At 72.1% G+C, this 14,160-nt stretch carries 10 protein-coding genes and 2 pseudogenes; 10 read left to right on the top strand and 2 right to left on the bottom strand.

From position 1 onward, the window contains the following. Positions 1-164 precede the first annotated feature (164 nt). From ACQ95T_RS09280 to ACQ95T_RS09320, 9 genes and pseudogenes are all read left to right on the top strand, one after another. A complete protein-coding gene (locus ACQ95T_RS09280) occupies positions 165-947 on the top strand; it encodes an ABC transporter ATP-binding protein (protein WP_425942695.1) in 783 nt (260 codons plus the stop codon). Beyond that, on the top strand, positions 944-1,804 hold the full coding sequence (locus ACQ95T_RS09285; RefSeq protein ID WP_431473781.1) for an ABC transporter ATP-binding protein: 861 nt from the start codon (positions 944-946) through the stop codon (positions 1,802-1,804). The genes ACQ95T_RS09280 and ACQ95T_RS09285 overlap by 4 nt, the downstream gene beginning before the upstream one ends. Further along, positions 1,801-3,717 (top strand): AMP-dependent synthetase/ligase, encoded by a 1,917-nt coding sequence (locus ACQ95T_RS09290; protein ID WP_425942693.1) that lies wholly within the window; start codon positions 1,801-1,803, stop codon positions 3,715-3,717. Before ACQ95T_RS09285 ends, ACQ95T_RS09290 begins: the two co-directional genes overlap by 4 nt. An 8-nt stretch (positions 3,718-3,725) precedes the next feature. Beyond that, the gene (locus ACQ95T_RS09295; RefSeq protein WP_425942692.1) at positions 3,726-4,640 is read left to right on the top strand and encodes a branched-chain amino acid ABC transporter permease; all 915 of its coding nucleotides are present in this window, start codon (positions 3,726-3,728) and stop codon (positions 4,638-4,640) included. After that, the gene (locus ACQ95T_RS09300) at positions 4,637-5,842 is read left to right on the top strand and encodes a branched-chain amino acid ABC transporter permease (RefSeq protein ID WP_425942691.1); all 1,206 of its coding nucleotides are present in this window, start codon (positions 4,637-4,639) and stop codon (positions 5,840-5,842) included. The genes ACQ95T_RS09295 and ACQ95T_RS09300 overlap by 4 nt, the downstream gene beginning before the upstream one ends. Positions 5,843-5,875: 33 nt before the next feature. Then, positions 5,876-7,321 carry an ABC transporter substrate-binding protein gene (locus tag ACQ95T_RS09305; RefSeq protein ID WP_425942690.1) on the top strand — a complete coding sequence of 482 codons (1,446 nt, stop codon included), beginning with the start codon at positions 5,876-5,878 and terminating at the stop codon, positions 7,319-7,321. A 350-nt stretch (positions 7,322-7,671) separates the two neighbouring features. Beyond that, a pseudogene (locus tag ACQ95T_RS09310) lies at positions 7,672-8,599 on the top strand (serine hydrolase domain-containing protein). An 87-nt stretch (positions 8,600-8,686) separates the two neighbouring features. Next, positions 8,687-9,241, top strand: coding sequence for an ArsR/SmtB family transcription factor (locus ACQ95T_RS09315; RefSeq protein WP_431473782.1), 555 nt, complete (start codon positions 8,687-8,689; stop codon positions 9,239-9,241). A 33-nt stretch (positions 9,242-9,274) separates the two neighbouring features. Beyond that, positions 9,275-10,534, top strand: coding sequence for an MFS transporter (locus ACQ95T_RS09320; RefSeq protein ID WP_425942687.1), 1,260 nt, complete (start codon positions 9,275-9,277; stop codon positions 10,532-10,534). Positions 10,535-10,549: 15 nt separating this feature from the next. On the opposite strand, the gene ACQ95T_RS09325 is transcribed toward ACQ95T_RS09320, so the two are convergent. Both ACQ95T_RS09325 and ACQ95T_RS09330 read right to left on the bottom strand, forming a co-directional pair. Beyond that, a complete protein-coding gene (locus tag ACQ95T_RS09325; RefSeq protein WP_425942686.1) occupies positions 10,550-12,304 on the bottom strand; it encodes a gamma-glutamyltransferase in 1,755 nt (584 codons plus the stop codon). A 1-nt stretch (position 12,305) separates the two neighbouring features. Beyond that, positions 12,306-13,526 carry an acyltransferase family protein gene (locus ACQ95T_RS09330; protein WP_425942685.1) on the bottom strand — a complete coding sequence of 407 codons (1,221 nt, stop codon included), beginning with the start codon at positions 13,524-13,526 and terminating at the stop codon, positions 12,306-12,308. An 89-nt stretch (positions 13,527-13,615) separates the two neighbouring features. Here ACQ95T_RS09330 and ACQ95T_RS09335 point away from each other — a divergent pair. Beyond that, a pseudogene (locus tag ACQ95T_RS09335) lies at positions 13,616-14,065 on the top strand (glycoside hydrolase family 36 N-terminal domain-containing protein); the annotation flags it as partial. Positions 14,066-14,160: the final 95 nt, after the last annotated feature.

Raw genomic sequence — 14,160 nt, forward strand, 5'->3', positions numbered from 1 at the left:
GTGCCGGCACGTGGGGACCACGTGGGGAACGGTTCCCCCCGGGGCATGTTTCTTTTCGGTAACAATCGCCGGTGGTGCGTGACGCAGGTCACGGGCATGGGGCAGGCTCAGCCAACCCTTGATCCCCACATCCGCGCTTCCGCGGGTGATCCCCAGGAGCGCCGATGCTCGCCGTGCACAACCTCGAGGTCGTCTACGAGGACGTGATGCTCGCTGTGCGCGGTGCCAGCCTTCAGGTGGGGCCCGACCGGATCGTGGCGCTCCTCGGGGCGAACGGAGCCGGCAAGACCACCCTGCTGCGGGCCATCACCGGGTTGCTCGACGTGCACCGTGGTCGGATCACCCGCGGCTCGGTGAGCGTCGACGGCGCCGACCTGGACACCCGCCGCGCCGCGTCCGTGGTGCGGGCCGGTGTCGGGCAGGTGATGGAGGGCCGGCGTGTCTTCGTGGAGTTCAGCGTCGAGGAGAACCTGCGGGTCGGCGCGCACACGGTCGGCACCCGTGGGCTGGCGGAGAAGCTCGACCGCATCTACACCATGTTCCCGGTGCTGGCCGACCGGCGGAGCTCCCACGCGGGCTACCTCTCCGGAGGTGAGCAGCAGATGCTCGCGATCGGTCGGGCGCTCATGGCCCAGCCCCGCTACCTGCTGCTCGACGAGCCCAGCCTGGGGCTCGCCCCCAAGATGGTGGAACGCATCCGCGACCTCATCGTCGAGATCAACGGCAGTGGCACGGGGGTGCTGCTCATCGAGCAGAACGCCGCGATGGCGCTGTCGATCGCCCACCACGGCTACGTCATGGAGAACGGCATCACGGTCATGGACGGGCCGGCCGAGAAGCTCCGGGCGGACGCGGACATCCAGGAGTTCTACCTGGGCCTGGGCGGAGAGAACACCTCGCTGCGGGACGTCAAGCACTACCGGCGGCGCAAGCGGTGGCTGTCGTGACCGGGGTGCCGCTGCTGGAGGTCGCGGACCTGACGTTGCGCTTCGGCGGCAACACCGTCCTCGACGCGATCAGCTTCGACGTACCCGAGGGGGAGCTGTTCGCCATCATCGGACCCAACGGGGCCGGCAAGACCTCCACGTTCAACTGCATCTCCGGGGTCTACCGACCGCAGGAGGGGCAGGTGACCTTCCGCGGAGAGTCCCTCCTGGGCCCCAAGCCCGACCGGGTCGCCGCCCTGGGGGTGGCCCGCACCTTCCAGAACATCGAGCTCTTCGACAACCTCTCGGTCCTCCAGAACCTGCTGCTGGGCCGGCACCAGCGGATGCAGGTGCCGTGGTGGCAGGCGATGGCCTGGCTGCCCCCCGCGCGCCGCGAGGAGTACCAGGCACGGGAGACCGTCGAACACCTCATCGAGTTCCTCGACCTCACCGCCGTTCGCCACCACCCGGTCGGCATCCTGCCCTACGGCATCAAGAAGCGCATCGAGCTGGGTCGGGCCCTGGCCATGGACCCCCAGCTGCTGCTTCTCGACGAGCCGGTGGCCGGCATGAACTCGGAGGAGACCGAGGACATGGCCCGGTTCATCCTCGACGTCCGCAGCGAGCTGGGCATCGCGATGATCATGGTCGAGCACGACATGCGCCTGGTCATGGATCTGGCCGACCGGGTCCTGGTCATCGACTTCGGCCGTCGGATCGCCCTGGGCACCCCGGAACAGGTGCAGCGCGACCCTGCCGTCGTCGCGGCCTACCTCGGCGGAGCCAGCAAGGACGTGCTCGCCGGGGTCGCCGGTGCCGACCTGGTGGAGGCGGCCGAGGTCGGACCCGGTGACGGCGGGACGGAGGGCCAGCGGTGAGCGAGCAGCCCGCCTCCACCCCTCCCCAGGGCGCCGACGAGGGCCACGAGGTCACCTACCTGCCTCGGCTGCTGCGGGCGGCCGCGGCCGAGGACGGTGGGCGCACCGCTCTGCGCGAGAAGCGATTCGGTCTCTGGCAGGACATCACCTGGTCGGACTACCTGCTCAACGTCGAGCAGGTCGCCTTCGGTCTGGCCGCCCTCGGGGTGGGCCCGGGGGACCGGGTGGCCGTCCAGTCGGAGAACCGGCCCGAGTGGTTGTACGCCGACGTGGCCACCAACGCGCTGCGGGCGATGACCGTGGGCTTCTACCCGACCAACCCGGTCACGGAGGTGGAGTACCTGCTGCGCGACTCCGGTGCCCGGGTGCTGTTCGCCGAGGACCAGGAGCAGGTCGACAAGGCGCTGGAGGCCATCGACGCGGTCCCGACCCTGGAGTGGGTCGTGCACCTGGACAGCCGGGGCCTGGCCGACTACGAGCACGAGCGGCTCATCCCCGTCGACGAGCTGGTCGAGCGGGGGGCCGCGGTGCGCAGGGTGGACCCGGGCCTGTTGGACCGCCTCGACGCGGACCGCACCCCCGACGACGTGGTCACCCTCATCTACACCTCCGGCACCACGGGGCCGCCCAAGGGTGCCATGCTCAGCGCGCGCAACGTCAGCTACGCCACGCAGACCTTCTCCGCCGCCCCGGGCATGTTCGGGCCGGACGGGCTGGGGCACGACGACGTGCTGGTCTCCTACCTGCCGCTGTCCCACGTCGTGGAGCGGGCGGTGACGACCTGGTCGGGGGTGCGCAACCGGACCGTGGTGCACTTCGCCGAGTCCATCGAGACGGTCACCACCGACCTGGCCGAGGTGCAGCCCACGGTCCTCTTCGCGGTGCCCCGCATCTGGGAGAAGATCCAGGCGTCCGTCGCCATCAAGGTCGCCAACGCCTCTCCGGCCAAGCGGGCGGCGTACGGGCTGTCCCAGCGGCTCGGCACCCAGGTGGCTCAGCAGCAGCTGGCCGACGGCGGGCGGCTCTCCGCCGGCTCACGGGTGCGGTCCGGGCTGGCCTGGGTCCTGGCCAACCGCAAGCTCAAGCAGCACCTGGGGCTGACCCACGTGCGGCACGCGCTGTCCGGCGCCGCCCCCATCTCGCCCGACCTGCTCACCTGGTTCCAGGGGCTGGGGCTGACCATCCACGAGGCCTACGGGATGACGGAGAACACCGCAGTGGCCACCACGAACTACCCGGGGCGGGTCCGCGTGGGGACCGTCGGGGAGGCGCAGCCAGGCATCGGCCTGCGACTGGACGAGCAGACCGGCGAGGTGCTGACCCGGCACCCGGGCACCTTCGTGGGCTACTGGAACCGTCCGGACGCGACCGCAGAGGCCGTAGACGAGGAGGGTTGGCTGCACACCGGCGACGTCGGCGAGTGGGTGGGCGGCTCGCACCTGCGCATCGTCGACCGGATCAAGGACATCATCATCACCGCGGGGGGCAAGAACATCTCCCCGAGCGAGATCGAGAACGCGATCAAGGCCTCGCCCTACGTCCGGGAGGCGGTCGTCATCGGGGACCAGCGCCCCTACCTGACGGCTCTCGTCGGCATCGAGTACGACACCGTCTCCGACTGGGCGGCCCGGCGACGGATCGAGTACACCACCTACCGTGACCTGGCCTGCCGGGCCGAGGTGGTCGAGCTGGTCGCCGGGGTGGTGCGCGAGGTCAACTCCCGGTTCGCCCGGGTGGAGTCGGTCCGCAAGTTCCGGATGCTGCACAAGGAGCTGGACCACGAGGACGGTGAGCTGACCGCGACCCAGAAGCTCAAGCGGTCCGCCTTCGCCGCCACCGTCCCGCACCTGGTCGACGACATGTACGCCGGCACCGAGGAGCACGCCGGTGCCGACCTGGGCCGGTCGGGCTGAGGAGGACCATGGACACCGTCATCACGGCCGTCATCTCCGGGTTGGGCTCCGGCGCCGTCTACGCGATCATCGCCGTCAGCTTCGTCATCATCTACCGGGCCACCGGGGTGCTCAACTTCGCCCAGCCGGGGCTGCTGATCCTCGGGACCTTCGCCACCTCCGTGCTGGCGGTCGACGCAGGGCTGCCGTTCTGGGTCGCCGTCGTGCTGGCGATGGCTCTCGTGGCGCTGCTGGCCATGGCCGTGGAGCGGGTGGCGATCCGGCCCATGATCGGGCGAGGCATGTTCCCCACCGCCCTGGTGACGGTCGGCATCTTCATCGTCCTGCTCATCCTGGCCTTCCGGCTCTTCGCCGCCCGGGCCCGCACCGTCAACGACCCCTGGCAGCTGAGTCAGATCTGCCTTCGACAGGGTGAGTTCGCCTGCGTGATCCCGGTCTACCACTTCACCGTCGGGCGCATCCTCGTCGCGGCCGTCGTGCTCGCAGCACTGGGCTGGTGGCTGACCAGGTCGCGCACCGGTCTGGCGATGCGGGCCACCTCCATGGACCAGGAGGCCGCGATGGCCCAGGGGATCCACGTGGGACGCATGTTCTCGCTGTCCTGGGCGCTCGGCGGGGCGCTGGCCGCGCTCGCGGGGGTCATGCTTGCCTCGACCGGAGCGGTCGTCCAGGCCAACGACGCGTTGTTCGCTCTGGTCGCGCTGCCGGCCCTCATCCTCGGCGGGGTCGACTCGTTCCGGGGGGCGGTCGTCGGAGGGCTGGTGATCGGGGTGATCACCGCGCTGACCGCTGCCTACCAGCCCATCCACGCCACGTGGCTGGGTCCGAACTTCGAGAACGTCGTCCCCTACCTGGTGATGATCCTCGTGCTCCTCATCAGGCCCTACGGCCTGTTCGGCACCCGGGAGGTGCAGCGGGTATGACCACCGGCACGGGCACGGGGCTGCAGCGCCTGACCGGCGTGTCCCGCTCGCTGGCCCCCAGCGGGACGGCGGGCCAGGTCCCGCGGTCGGTGCGTCGTGGCCGCCCGCGGCTCTACACCCGGTACGCGTCCGACTCGGCCCTGCTCAACACCCCGGCGAAGCGTTGGTGGACGGCCGCGGCCCTGGTCGCCGCGCTCGTGCTGCCGTTCGTGGTGACCCGGGACCTGACCCACCTGGTCTCGACCGCGATCGCCTACGCCATCGCAGGGATCGGGCTGAACCTGCTCACCGGATACGCGGGCCAGATCTCGCTGGGACACCCCTTCTTCATGGCGCTGGGCGCCTACACCGCAGCGGTCCTCGGGGGCGTACCCGGGTCGATCACCTGGGGCCTGGAGCTGGACCTGTCGCTCGCGCTGGCGGCCGCCGCCGTGGTGCCCGCGCTGGTGGGCCTGGTGGTCGCGCCCCTGGCGACCCGTGTGCGGGGGCTCTACCTGGCCGTGCTGACCCTGGGGCTGCTCATGCTCGGTGAGCAGCTGTTCAAGCAGTGGGCTGCCGTCACCGGCGGGTCCGGGGTCGGGCGAGCCGGTGCCGTGCCGGTCCTGTTCGGCACCGACATGCGGCTGACGTATGCCGTGGGTCCGCTCCGGCTGAGCCCGGAGATCTCGATGTACCTGCTGTGCCTGACGCTGCTCGTGGTGCTCGGGGTGGCCGCCCGCAACCTGGCCCGCAGCCGGACCGGCCGGGCGTTCGCCGCCGTGCGGGACCGGGACATCGCCGCCGAGATCATGGGGGTCAACCTGCTGCGCACCAAGACGCTGGCCTTCGTGCTCTCCTCCGGCTACGCAGGCGTGGGTGGGGCGCTGCTGGCCATCCTCATCGGCCGGACCACCCCGGAGCAGTGGAACATCCTCATGTCGATCAACCTGCTGGCCATCGTCGTCATCGGCGGGGTCGCCACGGTGACCGGCACCCTGATCGGTGCGGCGTTCGTGGTCCTGCTGCCCCGGGTGCTGGAGTGGGCGGCCCACTGGCTGCCCTTCGTCAGCACGAGCAGCGGTGGGCTCATCAACATCTTCCAGCTGCAGTCGATGCTCTTCGGCATCCTCATCGTCGCGTTCATGATCCTGGAACCCCGTGGGATCTTCGGCCTCTGGCACCGCGTCCGCACCTACTTCAAGGCCTGGCCTTTCAGCTACTGACCACATCAAACCCGCCCGTACGAAGGAGTACACATGTCACGCACCACCCCATCCCGCGCCCTGCTGGCGCTGTGCGCCGCCGGGGCTCTGGCCCTGTCCGGCTGCACGGCCGTCGACGAGACCCCTGACGAGCCGGCCGCCCCCACCCAGGACGACGCGGCGGACGACGCCGCCGAGGACACCGACGACACCGCAGCCGACACCGCCCAGGACACCGGTGACGCCGCCGACGAGACGGGCAGCGGCGGCGACCAGGCCGTCGGCGAGGTGACCATCGGCGACGGTGTCACCGAGGAGGCCTGTCCCGACGGGGTGAACCCGGACAACGGGTGCATCTACCTCGGCGTGCTCTCGGACCTCACCGAGGGCCCCTTCGCGGCTCTGGCCGTGCCGATCACCGACGCGCAGCGGGCCTACTGGCAGATGGTGAACGAGGACGGTGGCATCGCCGGTTACGACGTCGACATCGACACCTACACCCGCGACACCAAGTACCAGCCCGCCGAGCACGCGGCGGCCTATCAGCAGATCGAGCCGAACATCCTGGCCATCGCCCAGTCGCTGGGGACGGTCAACACCGAGTCGGTGCTGGGGGACATGGACGCCAACGACATCGTCGCAGTGCCGGCCTCGTGGTGGTCGGGCTACAACTTCAGCGAGAACGACAGTGGTCTGATCCTGGAGAACGGCTACTCCTACTGCGTCGAGGCGATGTCCGGCCTGGACTGGTTCGTGGAGAACCATGGCGAGGTCCAGTCGGTGGCGGCTGTCGGCTACCCGGGCGACTACGGTGGCGACTCGGCGGCCGGGGTGGGCCAGTGGGCCGAGGTCAACGGCGTGGAGGACGTCACGGTGGTGCCCACCGGCCCCAACCAGGTGACCGGTACCCAGGACGCGGTGGTGTCCGCCGTCGCGGCCGCCTCCCCGGACGTGGTGGTGCTGGCCGTCGGTCCGGCCGAGACGGCCGAGATCGTCGGCAAGCTGGCTGCCGGTGGCTTCCAGGGCCGGTTCGTGGGGTCCCTGCCGACCTGGAACCCGGCGCTGCTGCAGAGCGGTGCGGCCGATGCGCTGGTCGGGCTGTACAACCACCTCGCACCCAGTGAGCAGTGGGACGGCACCAGCGAGGGCGTCGCGGCGATGAAGGAGTCGCTGAACGGTGAGGAGCCCGCGAACGGCGGCTACATCATCGGCTGGATGATGAGCTACCCGATGCACGCGGTCCTGGAGCAGGCGGCCGAGAACGGCGAGCTCACCCGCGAGGGCGTGCGTGCGGCGGTCGACGGCCTGGAGGTCGACTTCGCCGGCATGGCCGAGACGATCGTCTATGGGGGCGAGGGCAAGGAGGTCGTCCCCAGCGGGGTCGTCGTCTCCACCCCGAACCCGGACGCCCCGCTGGGCGTGGAGTCCGCCGGCGGGTGGTTCGAGGGCCCGACCTTCGACGAGGTCGACTACACCGAGGCCTGCTCGGCGACCTCCTGACCCCGGCACCGGCACCGGATCGGCCCCCGTCGCCACCCACCAGCCGGCGACGGGGCCCGATCCGACGCGCTCCCCACGCCCGGACTGTTGTGCACCGTGGTCCGCCGGGTGCATCATCGAAAGGGACGGGGTCGAAGGCGGTGGTCAGGATGACTCGGGCAGGAGCCGGCCCTGTGGTCGCCCTCCTCGTGCTGGCGGGGTGCTCGACCGCCGCGCTCCCGCTGGACACCGACACCATGGACCGGACGGTCCAGCCGCTCCCGTGCGACGCGCCGGTGGAGGGTGTCGAGCCCCGGGGCACGGGCCCCCCGGAGTCGGTCCAGGAGGTCCTCGTGGGCGCCACCCGCTCGATGTCGGGCGGAGCGGTCGTGGCGATCGGCGCCGAAGGAGCCGTGCGCTACTGCGCGGCCGGCAGCGCGGACCCGGAGGGCAGCCCTTTGGTGCCCGACCACGTGTTCCGGATCGCCAGCATCACGAAGACGTTCACGGCCGTGCTGGTGCTCCAGCTGGTCGAGGAGGGCCTGCTCGAGCTCGACGACCCGGTGACCGACGTGCTCCCCGGCCTGGACCTCGCCGACGACATCACCGTGCGCCAGCTGCTCGACCACTCCAGCGGCCTGCACGACTTCCTGGACGCCTCCTTCGACCTGGCCGTCCGCGAGGACTGGGACCGGAGCTGGACCTCTGCAGAGATCCTCGAGCGGGTGGCCCTGGAGGAGCGTGAGTTCGAACCACCAGGGACGGACCGCCGCTACTCGAACACGAACTACCTGGTGGCCGGCCTGATCGTCGAGGAGCTCACGGGCCGACCGTTCGCCGAGGTCCTGCGTACCCGCATCACCGCCCCCCTGGGGATGACGCACACCGCGCTGGGACCGGAGGCCGGAACCGGTCACCGGCTTCTCACCGATCATGCCGGCGGGCAGCACCGACACGGTCTCCTACCGGGCGCTGGAGACCTCGACGGGCGCCGCGGGCGGGATGGTCTCGACCGCGGAGGACCTGATGACGTTCGCGGAGGCGCTGACCGAGGGTCGGCTCGTGTCGCCGGAGAGCTGGTCGGAGATGACCGACGTCACCGAGGTCGACGACGGGATCGCGGTGGGGCTGGGCCTCATGGAGGACGAGGCAGGACGGCTGTTCCACGAGGGGGACCTGCCCGGTTACCGGTCCCTCCTGATCCTTCCCTCGGCGGCCGAGGACGGAGTCGTCGTCCTGGCCAACGACTCCTACATCAACGTCTTTCTTTTGTCCGAACGGTTGATGCCTGCTCCCTGAGACTTCTCCTGAACCGACGGGGCACCGGCCTGCCACGTCACGAAAGACTTCTTGCGAAAGAACTCTTGCAAGAGGTATGGTGCGCCGGTGACCGGACGGCCGACCCGCATCTCCGACCCCGAGCGCATCCGGGCCCTGGCGCATCCGCTCCGCCTCGAGCTGCTCGACCATCTGCGCGACGTCGGCGAGGCGACGGCCACCGAGTGCGCCGCCCACGTGGGGGAGTCGGTGGCCAGCTGCTCCTTCCACCTGCGGATGCTGGCCAAGTACGGGTTCCTGGAGCGCGCGGAGCGGCGCGGCAAGGAGAAGCCGTGGCGCGTGGTGGAGCAGGGTGCCCACCTCGACGCGCGGCCCGACCCCCGGGTTCCTGGGTCGATGCACGCCGTGCAGGAGCTGGCCGCCCTCACCGTCACCCGCGAGGCCGACCGGGTCGCACGCTTCCTCGCCCGTGCCGTCGACGAGCCCCAGGAGTGGATCGAGGCGACGACCATCACGACCTCGGCGTTCTGGGCCACCGCCGAGGAGCTGGCCGAGCTGGGCTCTCAGGTCCAGCGGCTCACGGACCGGTTCCAGGGGCGACGCTCCGACCCGACCACCCGACCCGTCGGCGCGCCCGTCACGTCCGACTGCTGGCCACCCTGAACCCCGACCCGGCACCCCGGCAGGAGGGGTGAGGTGGCGGCCCCCACCCCGGTGACCACCGCCGGCGCGACCCGGTGGTGGCGCCGCCGGCCCGCCGCCTGGGAACACCCGGGGTTCCGGCGGCTGACCCTGGCGTGGGTGTTCACCAACCTGGCCGACAGCGCGCTCTACCTCATGGTGGCGGTCTGGGTGAAGGAGCTCACCGGCTCCGACAGCGCCGCGGCGATGGTCTTCGTCATGCTGGGCGTTCCCGCCGTCGCCGCCCCCGTCCTCGGGCAGGTGGCGGACCGGGTCTCGCGCCGGCGTCTGCTGGTGGTCGCCAACCTGCTGGTGACCGCGGTCGTGGCCACCCTCCTGCTCGTCCGGTCGGCCGACTGGCTCTGGCTCATGTATGCCGTGGTCCTCGCCTACGGGGCGATGGGCTACCTCAGCGCAGCCGCCCAGTCCGGGCTCGTCCGCGACCTTCTCCCCGACGAGCACCTGGCCTCCGGCAACGGCCTGCTCACCTCGGTCGACCAGTCCCTGCGGCTGGTCTCACCCGTCCTCGGGACCGGTCTCTACGCTCTCCTCGGCCCTCAGGCGGTCGTCGTCGTGACGGCGGCCTGCTTCCTGCTCACGGCCGTGCTGATGGCCGGTGTCCGCGTCGTCGAGTCTGCGCCGGAGAGCGCCGACCAGCGTGGCTCCTACCGGCAGGAGGTCACGGCCGGCTTCCGCCACCTGGTGCGCACGCCCCTGCTGGGCCGGCTCACGCTCCTGCTCGCCGTCGTCTGCGCGGCGGCCGGCCTGGTCAACGCGGCCGTCTTCCCCGCCCTCGAGCACGGCATGGGGCTGCCACCCTCGGCTCTCGGTGCACTGGTCAGCGCACAGGGGATCGGCGCCGTGGCCGCCGGGCTCACGGCCGCCTGGGCGGTCGGCCGGTGGGGCGAGGCGAGGACCTTCGGCGTGGGGGCGGCGCTCATGGCGGCCGGCATCGCCCCGGTCCTCGGCAGCAGCGTGGTGCTGCTGGTCGCCGGCCTGGTGGTGCTCGGGTTCGGGGTGACCTGGTCGGTCGTCGCGTTCATGGTCGTGCGTCAGCGGCTCACGCCGCCACGCCTGCAGGGACGGACCAACGCCGCCGCCAACGTGGCGATCAACGTGCCGCAGACCCTGACCACCGGCGTGGCCGCCGTCCTCATCGCGGTGGTCGACTACCGGCTGCTCGTGGCGGTGACCGTGGTGGTCACGGCCGCCGCCGCGGGCGCGGCGGTCCGGACCGTGCGCCCGACCCCGACCCCGACCCCGATCCCGGCCTGAGCCGATCCACCCCGGTCAGCCGTCGGGCCCGGTCTCCTCGACCCGGAAGCCGGCCGCGCGCCGCCCGTCCGCCACGGAGGTGACCGTGCCGGCCTCCCAGTCCACCTCCAGCACGTTGAGGGACCCGAAGTCGGCCCGGGTGGCGGGATCGACCACGCGCACGGCATACCCCCGCTCCCGCAGCTCCGCCGCGTGCTCGTCCGTCTCCAGCACCATCTCTCCGCCGGTGGCGATGAACCGGGGTGCCGCGACCAGGTCCTCCAGCTCCGCGTCGTGCAGTGTCCAGCGAAGCACCGCCGCCGCGATCGTGTTGGGGATCTGCTGGCCACCGGGGGTGCCCAGCACCAGCACCGGCCGGCCCTGGTCGTCGAGGAGCAGGGAGGGGGTGCTCCAGCTCACCGAGCGGCGCCCCGGCGAGGGCTCGTTGGCGGACGTGGTCCCCAGCGCCTCGAAGCGGGTGAGCTGGTCGTTGAGGAAGTACCCGTCGACGTAGCGGCCGGTGCCCCAGTAGTGGGTGATCGTGTTGGTCATCGACACGGCCGTCCCGTCCGCGTCCACCACCGAGACGTGGGTGGTGTTGCCGCCGCCCTCGAAGGGCGCGGCCGCGCCGGGTGCGGCGTCGGTGCCCACGAGCTCGGCCGCGATCTGCGCGTTCTGGCCAGGGTCGGTGAGCCGGTCGACGGGCACGTCGACGAAGTCCGGATCGCCGACCAGGGTCTGCACCGACTCCTCGGCCACCGCCCAGGCCTGCGACTGCAGCTGCACGAAGTCGGGCGACCAGGGGTCGACCTCACCGATGCCGCCAGCCTCGGCGATCTGCACCAGCTGCACCAGCGCCGCCCCGGGCAGCGGGGGCGCGGCCGAGACGAGGGTGAGGTCACCGACGGGGCCGGAGGGCGGAACCGACACCTGCAGCTCGTAGCCGGCCAGGGAGCCGGCGTCCATCCCGGGCTCCTGGGTGAGGCGGTCGGCCAGGCTTCCCTCGTAGAAGGCGTCGGCCCCCTCCTCGGCGATCACCGTCATCGTGCGGGCCAGCTCCTCCTGGACGAGCAGGTCGCCCTCGCCGAGGAGGGCACCGTCCGCCCCACGGAAGTGCGGGAGGTCCGCGAGGTAGGCGTCCACGCCGGGCAGCACCATCGTCGAGGCCAGGAAGTCCGACACCGGGACGCCGGACCGGGCCAGCTCGACGGCCGGTCGCAGCAGCTCGGCCCACGGCAGGTCGCCGTGCTCGGCGTGCAGCCGCTCCATGCCGGCCACGAACCCGGGGATCCCGGCCCCGCCCGGGGGGATCACGCCGGCGTCGTTGACCACCTCCCGGTAGTCGAAGCTGGTGACCTCTCCGCCGTCGGCCACGAGGGCGGCCCCGCCGCCGCCGAGCCCGGAGGTGACGGGCTGCGCGACCGCGTCGGCGAAGGCGGCGGCGACCGCCGCGTCGACCGCGGTCCCTCCCTGCTCGAGCATCTCCATCCCGGCGTCCGCGGCCAGCGGGTGCCCCGCGGAGACGCCGTGGGCACCGAGGAGGGTGGCGTCCCCGGTGCTCGCGGACGTGTCCTCGGCCGCCTCCGGTGCCGAGGAGGTCGTCGCCCCGTCGTCGACCGGCGCGGGTGCCGGCACGGCGGTCGGAGCCGCGGCGTCGGTGGCCGTGGGGCCCGTGGTCCCGTCCGCGGGCGCCGGAGGACCGGACGTCCCGTCCCCGGTGCACCCGGCGAGGCCGAGCAGCACCAGCGGGGCCGCGACGAGCAGTCCTCGGGCACCGGGGATGCGGGTCATCTCAGCGGTCCTTCCCGTCGGGAGGAGGTGCGGCCCCGGGACCACCGGAAGGGGCGGGCCGCAGCCACGGGTGGCGCAGGACCCACTCGAGCGGGCCGGGAAGCCCCGTGCGGCTCCACGCCAGTGCCAGGAGGTAGAAGGTGACGACCATGGTCGCGCTCACGGCGGCCCCGACGGGGAAGGAGAGCAGACCCTCGGGCGGCGGCAGCACCGCCAGGACGAGGACGTGGGCGACGTAGATGCTCAGCGCGTAGGTCCCCAGCACCCCCAGCCGGCGCAGCGGGCGGCCGGGCCGCCGGGAGATCCGCAGGCACACAGCGACGACGAACACACCGCCACCGGTGGCGCTGACCAGCCACAGCGGCATCTGCCCGTGCGCCACGCCCGTGAGGAGCCGCAGCCACCCGTGGTCCGCACGGGACCCCAGCGCGGCGTAGGCCAGGTCGGCCACGAGGAAGCCCGCGACCGCGGCCACCGCACCCCAGACCGCGAGCCGCCGCAGCACCGCGGTGCTCCACAGGTCCGCCCGGGCCAGGAGCAGACCCACGAGGAAGGGGACGGTCCAGCTGGCCAGGGGATAGGGACCGGTGACGAGGAGCGAGTGCAGCGCGTCCACCGGAGGGGTCCTGAGGTCCACCCCCTCCTGGGCGTGGATGCCCGGGCTGACCACGTCGTGGGCCACGATCCACACCGGCCCCGCGACGAGGAGCACCCCCGTCACCGCCACCAGGGCACGGGTGCCCAGGTGCCGCACGAGGGGGGCCAGCAGGAAGAGGAGGGCGTAGGTGGACAGGATGACGCTCACCCGCTGGGTGAGGGTCTGCAGGACCAGTCCGAGCACGAGGAGCAGCAGCACCCGCCAGACCAGCGACCGCCACAGCACCCGGCCCGAACGGCGCTGCATGAACAGGCCCATCCCGAGCCCCGCCAGGACGACGAACAGCACCGAGGCGCGGCCGAAGGGGAGCAGGTAGAGCCGCTCGAGGACGGTGTCGGCGTTCGTCGGCCCCACGTTGACCACGATCATCCCGATGATCGCCAGCCCGCGGGCCGCGTCGAGCCCCAGCAGCCGCGGTCGTCCGCGTCCGACCGTGACGGCCTGCTGCGCCGTGGTGGTGGCCGTGACCTCTCCCGTCCGTCGTGGGCCGTCCGCGCCAGCACGGCCCCGTGGGGTGTCCTCCCACTGTAGGGCCGTCGGCCGGTCACGGGACGGACTGGACAACGCGGGCCTCCCTCCGGTGAGGTGGTCCGGTGACCCTGCATCCCTCCGGGACGACCCGGCACCTGCACCTGCGCGCCGCCGGCACCTCCGTGGTCCTCGAGCTTGTCGGCGACCTGCTGCCGGTCATCCGCCACTGGGGGGCGGACCTCGGAGAGCTGGGCGAGCGGGACCTCGCGGCGCTTTGTCTCGCGGCCCGGGAAGCGGTGGGGGACAGCCCCTTCGACGTCGCCGACGCCGTCGGCATCCTGCCCGAGCACGGTCGTGCCTGGATCGGTCGTCCCGGCGTGGAGGGCTCACGCGCCGGCCGCGACTGGTCGCCCGCCTTCCGCACGACCCAGGACGTGGAGTCGTCCACCGAGGCCGACGGCACCCGACGGGTGCTCGCGCGCGCGACCGACCCCGCGGCATACCTGGGTCTGCTCCTGGAGCTCGAGCTGCACCCGGGCGGGCTCCTGCGGGTGCGCGCGACGCTGACGAACACCGGTCAGGACCCGTACGAGCTGGGTGCCGTGCGCACCACCCTGCCCGTCCCCGAACGAGCGCAGGAGCTGCTCGACTTCACCGGGCGGCACACCTACGAGCGCATCCCGCAGCGACAGCCCTTCACCGCCGGGGTGCACGCGCGCGAGGTGCG

This window comes from Ornithinimicrobium carbonis, assembly GCF_050703245.1.
Taxonomy (GTDB): Bacteria; Actinomycetota; Actinomycetes; order Actinomycetales; family Dermatophilaceae; genus Ornithinicoccus.

What these genes read in the sequence shown, in the direction of transcription:
- ACQ95T_RS09300 (WP_425942691.1), top strand. Translation starts at nt 4,637, where the DNA reads ATGACCACCGGCACGGGCACGGGGCTGCAGCGCCTGACCGGCGTGTCC.
- ACQ95T_RS09295 (WP_425942692.1), top strand. Translation starts at nt 3,726, where the DNA reads ATGGACACCGTCATCACGGCCGTCATCTCCGGGTTGGGCTCCGGCGCC.
- ACQ95T_RS09325 (WP_425942686.1), bottom strand. Translation starts at nt 12,304, where the DNA reads ATGACCCGCATCCCCGGTGCCCGAGGACTGCTCGTCGCGGCCCCGCTG.
- ACQ95T_RS09280 (WP_425942695.1), top strand. Translation starts at nt 165, where the DNA reads ATGCTCGCCGTGCACAACCTCGAGGTCGTCTACGAGGACGTGATGCTC.
- ACQ95T_RS09305 (WP_425942690.1), top strand. Translation starts at nt 5,876, where the DNA reads ATGTCACGCACCACCCCATCCCGCGCCCTGCTGGCGCTGTGCGCCGCC.